We start from the raw sequence: 16,535 nt of genomic DNA, 5'->3' as shown, positions 1-16,535 counted from the left end.
AGAGCATGATTTCGAATTGGAGGATGCACTATGGAACAGCCTGCAAATAATATGAAATACGGAGCAGCGCGATGATTGAAATAACCCGAAAGCTTATACATGCACATCGTCAAAACAACAGATTGGATGCGGGAATCGTGTCCGCTTATGCGGATCTCATCGCCAAATACGGAAGTATCGATGATGCGTTCGCACTTGCCCAATGGTTTCTTGAAAGTCCGGCTGACTTTGACGGCAGCTTGTTCTACCCCATCATGAAGCATGGTGATGAAGAGCTGGCGCAAAAGCTGCACAACAAGTGTTTTTGCCATCACGAGCTAAGAGAAGGGATTCCGGATGGTATCCTGCATGTATTGGGGTACCTTGGCTTCACCGATTGCGCGGAACAGCTTATCTCCTATATGGAAGCAGATGATTGGGGCCTATCGAAGAGCGCCTGCATAGGGCTGCTCCATCTGCCCTGCGAACCTTACAAGGATCTGATTAAGGCGAAAATCGAAAAATGGATGGGCCAAAGCTTGTTCCCTGAATTTTTGCCGGCCCTGAGCGTTACATGCGCCGCTCCCGATATCGTTCCCCGATTGGCGGGATGGGGGGAACATGCGGCCTCAACCGATTGCAACGCCGGACTTATTTTAGGCATCGCTTTGTTTGGAACCGATCAGAAGGATGTGCTCAAAGATATTTTATGGAATCCGAGCTGGGAAGCGCAAGGAATGGGCACAGGCACCGGCGTGTGGTCTTATGTGTCCATGCAGCACGTCGGATTGACCTTCAAGGAGCTGATTCGGGATATAAAAAATGAGGCTGCGCTTATGAGCGACAAAACAGAACTGGACTATCGCCTTGAAGTTCTCTATGAAATGTTGAGCTTGAAACTGACTTACCATAGACAACCAATCCGGTTCGCTCGTCAAAATAATGAATCCGTCCGGGAGATTTATGAGGAATTATTCAGTTGGCCTAATCCAGATAAGGATGAATCGATTATCGGCTTGATTATCGATCATTTCGGGCTGGGGAACAGACTTTTGGAAAAGTACTATGAATTGAGAAACCGTTGCGAGCTGAAAATCGATCATGAAATTGAGCTGGAGCATTTATTAGCTGATCAAAGGGGAGAGTGATCAAAAGTATCGAATGGGATAAGGAGGTAATATATCCTTTTCCATGCTGAACACGTACACATGAGGAAAGATTAACGGACTGACCCGCCGGATTTCTTCAATGGGTTCCGATAAAAAAATAGATTCGGATTGTGATGAGACATGTTGTGCTTTTCGACTGGGACAAGGCAGGAGAGAGGCATCCTACTGCATTTGTCAGACTGTTGAAAAAAGCCGTGTTTTCCGGTGCATTAACGCATTAGTATGATACAATATCAGTAATTAATCTGATGAGAGGCGTGTGGTGATCTTGTTGAATAGCAAGCAGTCCGAAAACAAAGCTCATAATGAAATGGAACTTATTTGCATGGATTTATTGGTACCTCAAGATCATCTGCTACGCCTTATCGATAAATATGTGGATTTCTCTTTTATCAGAGAGAAAGTTCGGCCTTACTATAGCGAAACCAAAGGACGACCGGCCTTAGACCCCGTTGTATTATTTAAAATGATGCTCATCGGATATTTGTACGGCATACGCTCTGAACGTCAATTGGAGCAAGAAATCATTCCGAATGCTGCTTACCGCTGGTTCCTTGGCCTGCGCTTCTCCGATCGCGTACCCGATCACTCGACGATCAGTTGGAACCGGAATAATCGGTTTAAAGATACGAATCTCTTTCAAGAGATTTTTGATGAAATGGTACATCTGGCGATCAACCATAAGATGGTGGATGGTCGTCTCTTGGTGACCGATTCGACTCATATTCGAGCCAACGCTAACAATAACCGCTACACGATGCAGGTTCTCGAAGAGACCCCTCATGACTATCTAAAAGAATTAGAGAAGGCCATCAACGAGGATCGAGAGAGCCACGGAAAAAAGCCCCTTCCTCCCCGGAAGCCTTCCGGGGAGGAAAAACCACGTAAAGTAAGTCAAACCGATCCCGAGTGCGGACTGATGAAACGAAGCGGTAAACCGGAGGCATTCTGTTATCTCGACCATCGCACCGTCGACCATAAATATAACATTATCACCGATGTCCATGTGACACCTGGCCATGTTAATGATGCTGCCGTCTACGTGGAACGCCTCAAGCGACAAATCCAAACCTTTGCATTTCAATCGACGCTGGAAGCCGTCGCGCTGGATTCGGGGTACATGACGCCTTACATATGCGATCAGACGCTAAAGCTAGAGATCGCTGCGGCTATCGCGGAACGCAATGCTCCAACGCCCCCTGACATTTTTCCGAAGAAACAGTTTATCTACCATGCAGAAGAAAATGGCTACCTGTGTCCCGCAGGAAAAATGCTAATGTATACGACTACCAATCGACAAGGGTATCGGGAATACACGTCAAATGCCGAGGAGTGTGCAAACTGCCCCTTGCTCAATCAGTGTACGAAATCGGCCAACCACCAACGTAAGATCGAACGACATATATGGGAAGAGAGTAAAGAGAAGGTCGCTCAGTACCGGAAGACCCATTCCGGAGAGGCGGCCTATAAGTTGCGTCCTCAAACGATAGAACGAAGCTTTGCAGATGCAAAAGAGCTTCATGGATATCGTCGCTGCAAGTTCCGCGGGAGAGCTAAAACGCAGGAACAAGCTTTCATGACCGCAATAGCCCAGAATGTAAAAAAGATTGCCAGGTACCTGGCCCAAAAGGTCGGAGGTGGGCAGAAGCAAAAGACTCCACCTGTTCTTTTAACCAAATTAAGGAACTTATCGAAACCTTTAGCTCTAAATTCTGCCGCTTAAACCGATTTTTCAACAGTCTGATTTGTGCAGTTGTTTTTTCAAAATCACTCCCTTTTCGGCGTCTGAACTGCAAATGTGCAGTTGAAAGAGAGGGGGTTACCATTATTTATGTATTTATGCGAAAATGTACTGCACGATTGCAGTTCAGCGTGACGAAAGACGCAAAAAGGGTGCTCTTAGAATTGCAGTAGGAGGCGCTCCCTTAGGACGAGCGCGGCGCCCACAGCATAATAGCTACCCCCGCCAGACAGAAGACGGCGCCGACCCAGTCGTAAAAGTCCGGTGTTTTTTTATCCACCCACCAGCCCCAGAGAACCGCAAGGACGACGAATACCCCTCCATATGCCGCATAGACACGCCCGAATGAAGGAAAGGATTGCAGCGTAGGGATAACGCCATATGCGATTAAGATAAGGCTTCCAACGATGCCATACCATAGCGGCCGGGCTTCGCGCAGCCACAGCCACACCATATAGCCGCCGCCGATCTCGGCTAGACCGGCAACAACAAAGAGCAATACAGCCATGAACATATAATGTCACCTCTAGAATAGCAGTCATGTTGTCCCCACTATATCGCAAACCCTTTCGGATGAAAAGATAGTCCTTGCTTCTGCGCCGACCATGGCAATTGGAGCATACGACATTGAACGGGGACATTTTATGTCGCCAAAAAAGACATGCGCAGCTGTAAAAAAGTTAAGGTTGACTCTCACGCAACGTGATCCCGTATCGTCATGAGTGACAACAATACGAAAGGGGATCACACCATGAACATCAACGTGTATGATATGGTGCAAAGGCAGCGCGACATTATCGCATTGCCGCAGGAACTAAGGGAGGAAGCGATGCGCAAGCGCCTGCTGGGGCCGTTCGCGGGGAGGATAGACTATATTGTGCCGCCGCAAAATGATCCGATCGAGCAGTTCGGCCTGATGCGGCCGGATGGTCCTGTGGACCGGTATGAAGCGGCGCTCACTCAACTGGCGGAAGCCGGGGCCGAGGAAATGTGCCGTCAAGCGCTGGAACAGTCGCTGGAATGCTTCCGCCAGCTTGGTTATGAGCCGCCAACACCCTACATCGAGTTCGGCCTGTTTTTGCTGGAGGACCGCCATCCCGAGATGGCGGCATTTCATCAGGGATATACCGGGTTCGCGGGCATTCCGGGCTATATTATGGTTAACGTGTGGCCGAGTGAATTCAATCTTCCGCGCCTTCCGGCTGCTGCCGCCCATGAATTCAACCACCAAATGCGATTGGGCTTTGAGTCTTGGAGCATGAAGGTTACGGTTGCGCAGTATATTGTGATGGAGGGCTTGGCGGAAGCATTCGTGCATTCGCTGTACGGCTGGGAGAAGGTCGGCCCATGGGTAAGCCATGTGGATGCGAAATCGCTGGAACGGGCTAAGCAGCTAATCGGCGAAGCACTGGATGTCAGCGGCTTCAACGAGGCAAGGAGCTATATCTTTGGCGATGACATCATGGCGATGTTCGGAGGCGAAGCGGTCGGCATGCCGCCTCACGGCGGCTATGCCGTCGGATATCACTTGGTCCAGGCTTATCTGCAAAAGACCGGCAAGACGGCTGCGGAAGCGACATTAACGCCGACCAGCGAGATCATCAAGCAATCCGGATACTTCGATAAGCATTAATAAAAGCGGCCCCGGAACCCAAAGGTTACCGGGGCCGCAGCATAAATGCTATCTGCCCTTATGCTTGTCCGGACTACCAACCGAACCGTGTTTTTACACTCATGAACAGAATATCGCATCATTCCCATGGATTATATAGGGGAGCTGCACGAATGAACGAAAACGCCGCCTGTTTTCCTCTGCCGCCCTAATCATGATATGATGAAAAAAGAGAAATACATGAAGCAGCGGAATGTGGAAGCATTATCGGGGGATTGCGATGAATACGAACACGAATAAGCGGTATATGGCCATATATGAAGATATCAAAGGCAAGATTGCATCCGGGCAATACGCTCCGGGGACGAAGCTGCCGTCTGAGCATGAATTTTGCGGCATTTATGACACGAGCAGAGGAACGATTCGCAACGCGCTCGACCTGCTCGTCGAGGAAGGGCTCGTGAATCGCCATCCGGGCAAAGGGGTATATGTGCTCGACAACAATGCCATTACGTTTTCGTTCGGCGGGTTGGTCAGCTTCAAAGAAGCGAGCGAGAGCAGCGGACAGCAGTTCGTCACGACGGTGCCGTATTTTGCGGAAATGAATGTAACCGACAAGCTGCATCAACGGACGCGGCTGCCTGTGGGCGAACAGGTATATTGCCTCCACCGCGTGCGCAAACTGGACGGGGAACGCATCATTTTGGACATCAACTATTTTTTGCAGGACAAGCTCGAAGGATTGACGAAAGAGATAGCCGAGCGCTCCATCTATGATTTCATCGAGCAAGAACTGGGCTTGAAAATAGGCTTTGCCCAAAGAATCATTCAAGTGGAGCCGGCGACAGCGAAGGACCGCGAACATCTGGACATGAAATCGTACAGCTTCGTCGTCGTCGTGAAAAATTTCGTCCATTTGCATGACGGAACCTTGTTCGAGTATACGGAATCGCGCCATCATCCGGAGCGCTTCGTCTTTACCGATTTTGCGCGCCGCCGTTAAGCAGAGTGGACGGGCTGCGCGTTTGCAGTGGAGTTATTGCCACACGATTGTCTAAGGACAAGGCGTGATGGCCGAATCGAGGCAATATGACGAGGACAGTTAGGGGGATAAACGTTGTCTAATCCGGAACAAAGAGAAGAGCAGCATCAAGAGATACCGGAAGATGTCGTTTTTTACAGTGCGGAAAGTGAAATTGGAACGCTGCTGCCCTTTAAAGTATACCGTTGGAATCGGGCCGGCGGCAGCATCCGCGATCATACGCACGATTATTTTCAAATTTGGTATGTCGTCAAAGGCGAATTCATTCATACGATTAACCAACACACGTACCGGATGGTCAAGGGCAACATTTTTGTCATACCCCCTTATGCCGTTCATCGCGTGTCGCTGGTGCCGGGACAGGAAATCGATATTATCGGGTGTGAATTTTTGCCGCACTTCATCGACGAGCAGTATCAGCCGCACAATGGAAGAAAGGGCGGATTCGATTACTCCTATCTAGAGCAATTCATGCTCGACGAGGAGCATGTAACACCGAAGGTCGCGCTGTCTGGAGAGACAGACCTTGAAGTGTCGCGCATCTTGCATGACATGCTGGAGGAGTTCCGGCTCGGCAAACGATACTATGAACTTGTGCTGAAGGCGGATCTGCTTAAGCTCATGTCGCTTCTCGTTCGGGAGATGGCCCGGCAATCCGGTCAAGCAAACGATGAAGACGAACGGTTGGAGAAATTCAGGGAATTGATGACCGGGGCTATCAATTACATCCATGAGCACTATAATGAAGAACTGCGTCTGGAGATGCTGTGCCGCAAGTTCAGCATTTCGAAATCGTATTTTTGCGCGTTGTTCAAACGGTTCACCGGCAAAACGTATAATGACTATCTTGTCGACCTGCGGGTTCATAAGGCGGCTGCGATGCTGCTGGATACGGATATGTCGGTGACGGATATTTGCTTCCAGGTCGGGTTCAACGATGTGCCGTACTTTTCAAGAGTGTTCAAGCGCCAGACGGGCGTCACCCCGACTCATTTCAAGAAGAATGCTTTATCCATATAGAGCATATAGAGCGTCCATAGAGTGCGCAATCCAGCTGGCTAGTCCGGCTGGATTTTTTTGCGTCGAACAGGTTATACCTATACTGGGAACGGGTAGTACTAAGTAACGAAGGGATTGGTATATATTACATGAAGCTGCATAGAGGGGCTTGTCTATACAAGTGTTTACAAACCTGTCTATACAAGCTATAATAAACTCACAATCATGGAAGCGATTCCATTGGGGAGGTTAACACATGGCTATCAAGCAACAGTCGGTTGAGCAGATATTAGAGGCCATTGGGGGAAAAGACAATATTGGCGCCGTAACCCATTGCGTGACCCGGCTGCGGTTCGCGCTGAATGATGAAGGCGTTGTGGATCAGGAAGCGCTAGAGCGCAATGAACTGGTAAAAGGATCATTTTCGACGAACGGACAGTTTCAGGTTATCATCGGTCCGGGACTCGTTGAGAAAGTATACGGGGAGCTGTTGGCTCTTACCGGAGGCGAACGCGCTTCCAAGCAAGACATTAAGGATGCGGCGGCGAAAAAATTGAATCCGCTGCAGCGTGCGATCAAAACGCTGGCCGATATTTTCATTCCGATTCTGCCTGCCATCGTAACGGCCGGTCTCTTGATGGGGATCAACAACATCTTGACAGGCAAAGGGATATTCTTCGCGGATCAAGCCTTCATTGACGTATACGGCCAATGGAAAGGCTTCGCCGAAATGATCAATCTGATCGCCAATACGGCCTTCGTCTTCCTGCCGGGACTTATCGGCTGGTCGGCCGTGAAGAAGTTCGGGGGCAGCGAGCTGCTCGGGATCGTGCTCGGCTTGATGCTCATTCATCCCGATTTGATGAATGCATGGTCGTACGGCGATGCGGTTGCGCAAGGAACCGTGCCGCACTGGAACTTATTCGGCTTCGAATTTGAAAAGATCGGGTACCAAGGCCAGGTTCTGCCGGTGCTCGTTTCCGCTTTCTGTTTGGCTAAGATTGAGTCCTTTTTGAACAAACGGGTGCCTGACGGGTTCAAATTGCTGCTCGTGGCGCCGATTACGCTATTGCTGACCGGATTTTTGTCATTCATCGTTATCGGACCGCTGACATTTGCGATTGGCAATGCGATTACGACGGCGTTCGTCGGCATATTTGAGCACTTCTCCGTATTGGGCGGACTCATCTACGGCAGCCTGTATCCGCTTCTAGTTGTCACGGGCATGCATCATACGTTCCTGGCCGTTGATTTGCAGCTGATTGCCAGCACGGGCAGCACGTTCTTGTGGCCGATTCTGGCGCTGTCCAACATTGCGCAGGGCTCGTCGGCGCTCGCCATGTTGTTCGTATCCAAAGACGAGAAGCTGAAAGGGATGTCGGTTACCTCCGCAATCTCGGCTTATCTGGGCATTACGGAGCCGGCCATGTTCGGCGTGAACCTGCGTCTGCGCTATCCGTTCATTGCCGCGATGATTGGTTCGGCTCTCGGAGCAGTCGTCATTACGGCATTTAAGGTTCAGGCCGTATCCATCGGCGTGGGCGGGCTGCCGGGATTCTTGTCTATCTTCCCGCAGCAGTGGGTGCCATTCTTCATCGGCATGGCGGTTGCGCTGGTCGTTCCGTTCGTCATTACGTTCTTCATCGGGAAGACCAAGCGGCAATCGTAATGAAGGAACGCGTTGGTTTAAGGTTAAGGTCTAAACATTGACGGTCAATGAACTGACATCTATGTGTGAATGCAAAAAAGAAAGACATGGTGGTGCAAGTGATGAAACAGGAATTGGAGCAGGAGTGGTGGAAGAAATCAGTCATTTATCAAATCTATCCGAAGAGCTTTCATGATACGGATGGAGACGGACTTGGCGATTTGCAGGGCATTATTGACAAGCTGGACTATTTGCGGGAGCTGGGCATTGATGTCATTTGGCTTACTCCGATCTATGAGTCTCCCCAGAAGGATAATGGTTATGACATTAGCGACTACTATCGCATTCAGCCGGAATACGGCACGATGGAGACATTCGAGGAGCTGCTGCGCGCAGCCCATGCCAAAGGCATCAGAATCATCATGGATATCGTCGTCAACCATACATCGACGGAGCATGCATGGTTTAAGGAGGCGGCCAAGGGCGCAGACAGTCCTTTACGCAACTATTATATTTGGAAAGACGGCGTGAACGGCGGAGCCCCGAACAATTGGCAATCGAAGTTCGGCGGCAGCGCCTGGGCATATGACGACGCGACAGGGCAATATTACTTGCATCTGTACGACGTATCCCAAGCGGATTTGAACTGGGAGAACGCTGAGCTCCGGGACCGTGTGTACGACATGATGCAGTTCTGGCTGGACAAAGGCGTTGACGGATTCCGGCTGGACGTCATCAATGTCATCTCCAAGGATCAACGCTTCCCTGATGATTCGCTGGATATGCCGACAGCTGACGGACGCAAATATTATACGGACGGTCCGCGCATTCACGAATTTTTGAAAGAAATGAACGCACGCGTATTTTCGCAATATTCACAGCTGCTGACGGTCGGCGAAATGTCTTCGACGACGATGGATAACTGCGTGAAGTACACGCGGCCGGAGGAGCGCGAGTTGAGCATGGTGTTCAACTTCCACCATCTGAAGGTGGATTATCCGCAGGGTGAGAAATGGGTGGCCGCCGATTTCGATTTTGTGGGGCTGAAGCGGATTATGAGCGACTGGCAGGCCGGCATGAACGCGGGCGGCGGGTGGAACGCTCTCTTCTGGTGCAACCATGATCAGCCGCGTGCCGTATCCCGGTTCGGCGACGACGGGGCGTACCGCGTGCCTTCCGCGAAAATGCTCGCGACGACGCTGCATCTGATGCAAGGGACGCCATACGTGTATCAAGGCGAAGAGCTTGGGATGACGAATCCGCATTTCGATGATATCGCGGATTACCGCGACGTCGAATCCATCAATGCGTATCAGATGCTGCGGGAGCGCGGTGTACCGGAATCTGATATAATGGCTGCTTTGCAGCAGAAATCGCGCGATAATTCGCGTACGCCGATGCAGTGGAATGATTCGGAGCACGGCGGCTTCACGAGCGGAACGCCATGGATTCAGACCGCGCCGAACTACCGCGCCATTCATGCCGAGGAGGCGCTGCGGAATCCGGATTCGATTTTCCATCACTATCGCAAGTTAATTGAATTGCGCAAGCAATACGACATTATTGTGCACGGCGATTACAAGCTGTTGCTGGCTGACCATCCGCAAATCTTTGCGTATGTGCGATCCTGCAAGAAGGAGCGCCTGCTCGTCATAAGCAACTTCTACGGACACGAGGCGACGTTCACGCTGCCGCAGGAGGAAGAAATAACGGGCGAAGCGCGCATTTTGCTCAGCAACTATGCAGATACGCCGAATACGATAGAACGGCTCGTCCTGCGCCCATATGAATCGGTCGCTTTCCATGTGGTGAACGACAAGTAATATGCTGCGGCACGAACATTTGAAGCTCCTCTCTTTAGGGGAGCTTTTTGGTATGCCAGAATGGATAAGTTTGCGAGGGCGGCACTGGCTGATCTTGGTGTATAGGTGCTTATGCGCACTCTCCCTCCGGCTCAGTCACGCTACGATTACGGATATTCCATATTTTCCAAACTCACGGCCAAAAAGCTATACATATGGTCAAACGACTAATACGAGGGCGGAAAAAGCAATATGAGTAACGGGGATAGTGAAGCTAACAGCGTGTTGACATAGATGGAGTGGCGGGAATTAACGTGAGATCGAATCCGGAAAGTGATATAACGGCGCTGCTGAAATTTTAGATAAAATAACGGGCGATGCCACTGAAAGGTTGAGGCGGCTAAGCGAACGGCTAGCGGCGGTCTGTCGGAGGAGTGAAAGGCAAGGAGTCAGAAATCGAACGAAGGCCGCGAGGCTGAAGCGGATGTGAAGCCTGCATATGCGGCGTTCTATCTGTGGAGAAGCTTGGCAGGCGATGCTCCAATGGCCTCCACAGATGAACTTGCATAGTGTGCAGCGGTCAAATCAGTTTTAATCCAATTGATTCCACTTATTCCCGAACACAGGCGGCACGTAGCTGCTTAATTGATCCAACAGCTCGGCAGGTTCTGCCGAATTCAGAATTAATTGCTCATGTTCCGCCTTTACGAATCCGGCTTGAATCGAATGACGCACCATTTCCATCATCGGCGTATAGTAGCCTTCGATATTGAGCACGCCAATCGGTTTTTTGTGAATGCCGAGCTGCCCCCAGCTAATCATCTCGAACAGCTCTTCGAACGTGCCGAAGCCGCCCGGCAGCGCGATGAAGGCGTCAGCAAGATCGCTCATCGTCGCTTTGCGCTCGCGCATGTCTTTCACTTCAATCAGTTCGGTCAGCTGCGTATGAACGATCTCGCCGCGGAACAATCCACGAGGCATAACGCCTGTCACTTTGCCTCCGAGCCGGAGCATTTCATTGGCGACTTCGCCCATCAATCCGACGTTGGACCCGCCGTATACGAGCTCCAGCTGCCGCTCGGCCATCAAACGCCCCAATTCCTTCGACTTTGCTGCAAAGTCCGGATGATTGCCAAGATTCGAGCCTGCATATACGCATATTTTTTTCATGATAGATTGCCTCCTTCATCTGCTATACTGTTCTAAGTATAGACATCATGGAAGAAGAAAGGAAGTTAAAAAAAGATGGAGATGAAGCCGTTCCAGGAATGGGTGCAGCAATTTTACCGTGCGCGGGAGTGGTCGCAGTACAATCCGTTCATCCGCGTGGGCTTCCTGATGGAAGAGGTCGGGGAAGTGGCAAGGGTCGTGCGGGCGCTAGAAATCGGGCGCGATCGTCCGGATGAAGGCGAGAAGAGCGGTGCGGAACTGCGGCAGGAGCTGGTGGAGGAATTGGGCGACGTGCTTGCCAATCTGATTGTTTTGTCGGAAAAATACGACATCGAATTAAGCGAGATTGCTCAGGCGCATATACAGAAGCTGGAGAAGCGCTTTGGCAGCAGCGAAGAGTAAGTCTCGATTAAAAAGCTTCCGGGCGGGCCGCTCGCAGCGGATGAGGGCCTCTGGCGCAGATGGCGCGACAATCGAGTGCCCATCCATAGAAGAAGCGGGATAGATGAACGATGTCATTTATCCCGCTCCTTCTATAGTAAATAGACAGGCTGTCCTGCTTCGATGTCACCGGTCTGCACGACCGAGGCGTACACGCCGAAGTTGCTGCTCCGCTCCTGCACGACGGTCTTCAGCAGCGAAGCAGCCCGTTCTCCGCTGTCCGGATCGACCGTAATGATCATGCACCGTTCGCACAAGCTGTTCAATTCCAACTCCGCAGCGCCGATGCGCAGCCTTCTGCCGAGCCATCGTTCTTCGATGAACGGAATGGGATTATCCAATTGGATGAATAGATTCGGCCGAAAACGATTGTAATCGATGCGGTTCCCCCACAGCCGTTCCATCTCAGTAACCGATGCATCGGTCACGAGGAGGATGTGAGCTTCCTCAATGGCGCCGAGCGGGACGTGCTGCGGCGAATAGCTGTGCGGCGACATGGCTCGCTTCGCCTCCTGTTCCAGCTCCAGCTTCAGCGCTTCATCCTCCCAATCATATACGGCGCCGTTCGGTGAACGAACCTCTATGCGCGGATACCGGTCCGCATTATCCGGGCCTGCAAAACGGGCTTCATATTGGGCCATCTTCGTACACTGGGTAATCGTTACATATTTCCCCGGCCGCGTGTCATCCAGAAAGACGTGGCTTCGATCTCCGTATAAGCCGTAATCCATTACCTTCGTGTGTTGAACTCGCTCTCCCCGGAAGGATTTTACCGGATGTCTTACGATTTCTTTGAGTGCGCCGATGCGTTCCATCGTTCATTCACGCTCCGATTCAAAAGGTTGTCGGTAGTTGTTTTATTGCTTCCATTGTCTGCTATTTGGCCGATTCGGTCAAGGAGTTCTCCTGAGAGAGAGGCGCAGGATTCCTCAGTTCATGAATGGCTGATTATAAGCGTTACCCGCGAGAATGCCTATTGGGCGGTCTGGCTATGCCAAGGCGATAGCAGTAGAAGCAGATGAAAGCTAAGGCGAGCGATAGAATCGGAATGCCAGCCAGCATGAAGCGGATGCCGGCAATCGCAGCGTCGGGCTGGGCGGCGGCGTTCGCCGCATAGCCGCTCTGTTCCAGCACGAGGCTCATAATGACCGCCTGCAGCGATACGCCGAAGCGGATAGTGAAGCCGTTCATGCCGAAATAGATGCCTTCACGGCGCGCTCCCGTTCTGCGTTCATCCTCGTCGATGACTTCGGCAAGCAGGACCTCCAGCAGCATGATGATGCCTGCCAGACCGAAGCCGATGGCCGCTCCCGTCACATAGGCGGCAGCCGGGGTGGCGACGAACAAGAGCGGGGCCAGCGCGGCGGCGTAGCATGCGATGGCGGCCAGCATCGTCTTGCGCGGACCGAAGCGGTTCGTCCAGCGCGCCCATGCGTAGACGCACGGAATGGCGGTGACGAAGACGAGACCGAGCAAAATGGAATTGGCGCTTTCCTCTGCATGGAGCGCATATTTGGTGAAGAACGGAATCGCCGCGGGCAGGAGGGCGAAGGTCAGCTGCACGAAGAAGCCGCCGAGGACGTAAATGATGAAGAAACGGTTGGAACAAGTATACCTAACCGCTTTCCACAAGCCGAATGTGTCCGGGGCCGCCTGTTCATTTTCTCTTGAACCCCAGACCATCACGCCCATGAACAGCGCGGCAGCGATACCGAACATAAGCCCCATTGTCTCCCAGCCGTAACGGTCATAGAAGAGCGGCGGCCCAGCCACGCCGGCGATCATGCCGATGATGCCGAACATCTGCTTCCAGGACGAGGCGGAGGCGCGCTCCTTCATGGTGGCGAACATTTCAGGAAACAGGGCGGAGTAGTTCAAAATGACAAGCACGTAGAGCACGTCGTAGAGCAGGACGATGAAGAGGAAATACCAGAACAAGCCCGTGCCGGAGGAGAGCGGGAACCATAGCAGGGTGAACACTGCCGCCAGCGGAATCATGCCGAACGAGATATAAGGGACGCGGCGCCCCCAGCGCGTACGGAATCGATCGGACACGTAACCGAAGAGAGGATTGAGGATGGCCCCGAATATGCCATGAATGACCATGGCTATCCCGATAAGGCCAGGACGGACGCCGAGCACGTCGACGTAATAATACACGATGTAAGCCGAGAACATCTGCGCCATCAGGTTGGAGGCGAGGTTCCCGGACGTGAACGCCGCTTTGCGGACCGGAGTGGCGTGAATGCCCATATGCTTAGCCCCCTAATGCCGCTGTGGGGGCATGCCCCGCTGCGCGTCTCTAAGATCGGCCCAGCGTATCAGGTGAATGCCTTCGTCGGCGATGACCTGCTTCATTCCGGGATCGAGCAAGAGCTGGAACTCCAACCCGCGCCGCGCCCAATGCGGGGTGATTGACTGCAATTCCGTAGTGATGCACGAAGGGTGGATGATGATTTCGGACACCCCCGGCTTCAAGCTGCGGAGCAGTGCGGCCATCTCTGCCTTCACTTGTTCCTCGTTCTGACCTTCCTGATTGGCGTACGGGAGACTAAGCAGTTCATCCAGAATGACGACTCCTTTGGCTGCAGCCTGTGCGGCCCGCTGCTGCGCAAACGCTTCCATATCAGGGGAAAGTTGCATCCCTGTAATCGCAATCGACTTCGGCAGGCGGAAGGGCAGGCCGTATTCGGAGCAAACATCAAATACGATGTCAAGAAAATCACGGCCTGTCTCGAGACCGTATAAGCTGCCCATATGACTGTCGAGATGCGTCGGGTTCATCCCGAGAGAGAGAGCCATCTCGATCTGCGCGATCACTTCGGCGCGAACCTGCGCGGGCTCGGCCTGACGTTCGAACGTCAGGCAATCGCTTGGAAAATACCCCTCTGCCGTGACGAGTGACGAGGTGCCGCCCTGGCGGTTAACGGGCCCCCATTTGTAGCCTTCCCATTCGCTTGTAAATGTCAGGTGAATCCCGACATCGGCCTGTGGATGGGCGGCACTCCAGACCGCCGCGTCCTTAGCCCATCCGCACGGCATCATCACCGTCGCGGAAGATACGGCGCCTTCGTCGAGAAGCTGCTTGATGGCTTCATTCGTAGCGTGGCACATGCCGAAATCATCAGCATTGACTATGAGCAGCCGATCTGCCGCTTTGTACCCGAGCATGCCTAACACATCCATCGCAAACGCCTCCGTTTTAGTTTGGAATCGCTTCAAAATGATGCTTAGTTTGACTATATTCCTGCCTAGACGGAAACTTGCAACACTTGTAAAAGTGCCTGTCCATGAACTCAAATTTACAGCAGCGGAATATTTCGTTTTGGAGGATTTGGAATCGTTCGATTGATCATAACGAAGGATACTGCTAATATTAGTACCAAGTATTAATACCAAACACTAATGGTGGTGAGGTGGGAATGGTGCCAGGAGCAAGAATTACGGCTATCGGAACTTATGCGCCGCATAAAAAGCTGACAAACGCCGATCTGGAAGGCATGGTTGAAACGAGCAATGAGTGGATTATGCAACGAACAGGCATTCAGGAGCGCAGAATCAGTCAGCCTGATGAATTTACAAGCGATTTGTGCGTGGCTGCAGTCAATGATTTGATCAGAAGATTCAACAAAGACGTTGAAGATGTAGATATGATTATCGTTGCCACAAGCACGCCTAATTTTTCATTTCCATCGGTAGCGTGTCTTATACAGGAACGTTTGCAAATTTCCCAGAAGGCCGGGGCAATCGACATCAGTGCGGCCTGTGCAGGATTCGTCTATGCATTACACACGGCACACAGTTACATTGCCTCTGGAATGCATCGGAAAATTTTGGTGCTTGGAGCGGATACGCTTTCGAAGATTACAGATTATTCGGACCGCAGCACTTGCATATTATTCGGTGATGGGGCCGGCGCCGTGCTGGTCGAAAGTGACGAGCGATTCCAGAGCTTCATCGGATTTCATTTGGGGAGCAATGGGAAAGGGGCACAGCACGTCTATCGTACAGGTCTGGCCAACAAAATAAATGAGATTGAATTAGTGGATAGCCAATGTCTTGTTCAAAATGGGAGAGAGGTGCTGCGATGGGTTGCCCGAACGGTGCCTTCCGGTATTCATTCGCTGTTGGATAAAGCTCACACCCAATTGGATCAAGTTGACTGGTTCATCCCGCATAGCGCTAATTTGCGTTTGATCGAGCCAATTTGCGAGAAGTTGAATTACCCAATGGAAAAAACATTATATAGCTTAGTGAACTTTGGCAACACTTCGGCTGCCTCCATTCCCTTATCGCTTGATCTGGGTATCCGTAATGGCAAGGTTCAAAATGGAGATCGGGCGCTTATGTACGGTTTTGGCTCCGGGTTGGTTCATGCCGGACAGCTTGTGCATCTTAACTTTGACGAGCAAGTATCGGAGCCGACACCGCTCTAACCTTCATCATGAGCGAACCTGAGCCGCAGCCCTGAGTTAATCCGGGGCGCGGCTCTTCGTGCTCTCTTCTCGTTATCCCTTCAGCAGAAATTCATTGCCGTCAAGGTCTCTAAAGCTTACGAAGGTTCCCCATTTCATCTGCTGCGGTTCCCCGGCAAATTCAACGCCCTTGGCCTTCATCGTCTCGTACGCGCCAAGCACGTCATCCGATTCGAAGACGATGGACGCCTTCTGCTCCTCCCAATTGTTCATGATTGACTTCGGATACAGGACGAGGCGTGATTGCGCGCCTGCAGGACCGACTTCCAGCCAGAAGGTGTCCGCTCCCATCGGGAATTCAGCCGTAACGGCAAAGCCGACCTGCTCCGTCCAGAATTGCTTCGCTTTTTGCTGCTCATCCACATATACGGCTACCGTAGAAATTTGCTTAATCATTGATCATCACCCTTTTTCGTCCAATATTAATATAGATTGTCCTCTATTCACGATCATAAAC

Annotated in this window: 15 protein-coding genes; 9 read left to right on the top strand and 6 right to left on the bottom strand. The window is 51.7% G+C overall.

Annotation, left to right across the window (positions count from 1 at the left end):
• The first annotated feature begins 71 nt into the window (after positions 1–71).
• Both JSQ80_RS05250 and JSQ80_RS05245 read left to right on the top strand, forming a co-directional pair.
• Complete coding sequence (locus JSQ80_RS05250) at positions 72–1,127, top strand: hypothetical protein (RefSeq protein WP_206094607.1); 1,056 nt, start codon at positions 72–74, stop codon at positions 1,125–1,127.
• Between the two features lie 289 nt (positions 1,128–1,416).
• Positions 1,417–2,871 (top strand): IS1182 family transposase, encoded by a 1,455-nt coding sequence (locus JSQ80_RS05245; protein WP_272491165.1) that lies wholly within the window; start codon positions 1,417–1,419, stop codon positions 2,869–2,871.
• A 202-nt stretch (positions 2,872–3,073) separates the two neighbouring features.
• Here the strand turns inward: JSQ80_RS05245 and JSQ80_RS05240 are convergent, their stop codons facing one another.
• A complete protein-coding gene (locus JSQ80_RS05240) occupies positions 3,074–3,403 on the bottom strand; it encodes a YnfA family protein (protein ID WP_206094606.1) in 330 nt (109 codons plus the stop codon).
• Between the two features lie 237 nt (positions 3,404–3,640).
• Here JSQ80_RS05240 and JSQ80_RS05235 point away from each other — a divergent pair, with 237 nt between their 5' ends.
• From JSQ80_RS05235 to treC, 5 genes are all read left to right on the top strand, one after another.
• Complete coding sequence (locus JSQ80_RS05235) at positions 3,641–4,522, top strand: DUF2268 domain-containing putative Zn-dependent protease (RefSeq protein ID WP_206094605.1); 882 nt, start codon at positions 3,641–3,643, stop codon at positions 4,520–4,522.
• Positions 4,523–4,754: 232 nt separating this feature from the next.
• On the top strand, positions 4,755–5,504 hold the full coding sequence (treR, locus tag JSQ80_RS05230) for a trehalose operon repressor (RefSeq protein WP_206094604.1): 750 nt from the start codon (positions 4,755–4,757) through the stop codon (positions 5,502–5,504).
• A gap of 114 nt (positions 5,505–5,618) precedes the next feature.
• Entirely contained in the window at positions 5,619–6,563 is a 945-nt protein-coding gene (locus JSQ80_RS05225) for a helix-turn-helix domain-containing protein (RefSeq protein ID WP_087435652.1), read from the top strand.
• 235 nt (positions 6,564–6,798) lie between these two features.
• Positions 6,799–8,211 (top strand): PTS system trehalose-specific EIIBC component, encoded by a 1,413-nt coding sequence (treP, locus tag JSQ80_RS05220; protein ID WP_206094603.1) that lies wholly within the window; start codon positions 6,799–6,801, stop codon positions 8,209–8,211.
• Between the two features lie 101 nt (positions 8,212–8,312).
• Complete coding sequence (gene treC / locus JSQ80_RS05215; protein ID WP_272491075.1) at positions 8,313–10,013, top strand: alpha,alpha-phosphotrehalase; 1,701 nt, start codon at positions 8,313–8,315, stop codon at positions 10,011–10,013.
• A gap of 570 nt (positions 10,014–10,583) precedes the next feature.
• On the opposite strand, the gene JSQ80_RS05210 is transcribed toward treC, so the two are convergent.
• The gene (locus JSQ80_RS05210) at positions 10,584–11,162 is read right to left on the bottom strand and encodes an LOG family protein (RefSeq protein ID WP_206094602.1); all 579 of its coding nucleotides are present in this window, start codon (positions 11,160–11,162) and stop codon (positions 10,584–10,586) included.
• Positions 11,163–11,237: 75 nt separating this feature from the next.
• On the opposite strand from JSQ80_RS05210, the gene JSQ80_RS05205 reads away from it, so the two are divergent.
• Positions 11,238–11,564 (top strand): MazG nucleotide pyrophosphohydrolase domain-containing protein, encoded by a 327-nt coding sequence (locus JSQ80_RS05205; RefSeq protein WP_087435649.1) that lies wholly within the window; start codon positions 11,238–11,240, stop codon positions 11,562–11,564.
• A gap of 131 nt (positions 11,565–11,695) precedes the next feature.
• Here JSQ80_RS05205 and JSQ80_RS05200 read toward each other — a convergent pair whose 3' ends face one another.
• From JSQ80_RS05200 to JSQ80_RS05190, 3 genes are all read right to left on the bottom strand, one after another.
• Positions 11,696–12,418 (bottom strand): MOSC domain-containing protein, encoded by a 723-nt coding sequence (locus JSQ80_RS05200; RefSeq protein WP_206094601.1) that lies wholly within the window; start codon positions 12,416–12,418, stop codon positions 11,696–11,698.
• A gap of 142 nt (positions 12,419–12,560) precedes the next feature.
• Positions 12,561–13,856: an MFS transporter gene (locus tag JSQ80_RS05195; RefSeq protein ID WP_206094600.1), complete on the bottom strand. Its 1,296-nt coding sequence runs from the start codon at positions 13,854–13,856 to the stop codon at positions 12,561–12,563.
• 12 nt (positions 13,857–13,868) lie between these two features.
• Positions 13,869–14,789, bottom strand: coding sequence for a polysaccharide deacetylase family protein (locus tag JSQ80_RS05190; RefSeq protein ID WP_206094599.1), 921 nt, complete (start codon positions 14,787–14,789; stop codon positions 13,869–13,871).
• Between the two features lie 236 nt (positions 14,790–15,025).
• Between JSQ80_RS05190 and JSQ80_RS05185 the strand changes: the two genes are divergently transcribed.
• Positions 15,026–16,039 (top strand): ketoacyl-ACP synthase III, encoded by a 1,014-nt coding sequence (locus JSQ80_RS05185; protein ID WP_240463549.1) that lies wholly within the window; start codon positions 15,026–15,028, stop codon positions 16,037–16,039.
• Positions 16,040–16,111: 72 nt separating this feature from the next.
• Here the strand turns inward: JSQ80_RS05185 and JSQ80_RS05180 are convergent, their stop codons facing one another.
• Positions 16,112–16,474: a VOC family protein gene (locus JSQ80_RS05180; RefSeq protein ID WP_206094598.1), complete on the bottom strand. Its 363-nt coding sequence runs from the start codon at positions 16,472–16,474 to the stop codon at positions 16,112–16,114.
• Positions 16,475–16,535: the final 61 nt, after the last annotated feature.

Source organism: Paenibacillus apiarius (assembly GCF_017052585.1).
Classification (GTDB): domain Bacteria; phylum Bacillota; class Bacilli; order Paenibacillales; family Paenibacillaceae; genus Paenibacillus_B; species Paenibacillus_B apiarius.
This window is presented reverse-complemented; position numbering and strand designations above follow the sequence as displayed.

Coding starts and splice junctions, on each gene's coding strand:
- JSQ80_RS05250 (WP_206094607.1), top strand. CDS start 72: ATGATTGAAATAACCCGAAAGCTTATACATGCACATCGTCAAAACAAC.
- JSQ80_RS05240 (WP_206094606.1), bottom strand. CDS start 3,403: ATGTTCATGGCTGTATTGCTCTTTGTTGTTGCCGGTCTAGCCGAGATC.
- JSQ80_RS05235 (WP_206094605.1), top strand. CDS start 3,641: ATGAACATCAACGTGTATGATATGGTGCAAAGGCAGCGCGACATTATC.
- treR (WP_206094604.1), top strand. CDS start 4,755: ATGTGGAAGCATTATCGGGGGATTGCGATGAATACGAACACGAATAAG.
- treP (WP_206094603.1), top strand. CDS start 6,799: ATGGCTATCAAGCAACAGTCGGTTGAGCAGATATTAGAGGCCATTGGG.
- treC (WP_272491075.1), top strand. CDS start 8,313: ATGAAACAGGAATTGGAGCAGGAGTGGTGGAAGAAATCAGTCATTTAT.
- JSQ80_RS05210 (WP_206094602.1), bottom strand. CDS start 11,162: ATGAAAAAAATATGCGTATATGCAGGCTCGAATCTTGGCAATCATCCG.
- JSQ80_RS05205 (WP_087435649.1), top strand. CDS start 11,238: ATGGAGATGAAGCCGTTCCAGGAATGGGTGCAGCAATTTTACCGTGCG.
- JSQ80_RS05200 (WP_206094601.1), bottom strand. CDS start 12,418: ATGGAACGCATCGGCGCACTCAAAGAAATCGTAAGACATCCGGTAAAA.
- JSQ80_RS05195 (WP_206094600.1), bottom strand. CDS start 13,856: ATGGGCATTCACGCCACTCCGGTCCGCAAAGCGGCGTTCACGTCCGGG.
- JSQ80_RS05190 (WP_206094599.1), bottom strand. CDS start 14,789: ATGGATGTGTTAGGCATGCTCGGGTACAAAGCGGCAGATCGGCTGCTC.
- JSQ80_RS05185 (WP_240463549.1), top strand. CDS start 15,026: ATGGTGCCAGGAGCAAGAATTACGGCTATCGGAACTTATGCGCCGCAT.
- JSQ80_RS05180 (WP_206094598.1), bottom strand. CDS start 16,474: ATGATTAAGCAAATTTCTACGGTAGCCGTATATGTGGATGAGCAGCAA.